Below are 407 nucleotides of genomic sequence, written 5' to 3' on the forward strand. Positions count from 1 at the left end.
GGCAGTGACGATGAGGACAACAACCGCGGCGGGCAGTTTATCGGGGCCGGCGGCTCGGCGCAGCGGACCACCGTCAACAGCAGTGGCCTGCAGGCGGTACTGGCCGGGGGGAGTGCGACGGACACCACGGTGAATGCCGGCGGCGGTCAGAGTGTGCACGGCGAGGCCACCGGAACCGTACTGAACGGCGGCGAGCAGTACGTCCATGCCGGCGGGAAGGCAACGGGGACCGTCATTAATGAGGGCGGGTATCAGACCGTCAAAGCGGGGGCGCAGGCCTCCGGCACTGTCGTGAATACCGGGGCTCAGGGCGGACCGGATGCGGATAACCGTGACGGCATGTTTGTGTCGGGCACCGCCACTGACACCCTCATCACCCGCAACGGGCGTCAGACGGTGTATGAGAC

1 protein-coding gene is annotated in these 407 nt (G+C 67.1%); it reads left to right on the forward strand.

Annotated features, from left to right (window positions below; all coding sequences use genetic code 11):
* On the forward strand, nt 1-407 hold a 407-nt coding region (locus tag ACU8YC_RS28530), incomplete at both ends, for an AIDA repeat-containing protein (RefSeq protein WP_446896457.1).

This window comes from Citrobacter sp. VF227, from assembly GCF_052950715.1.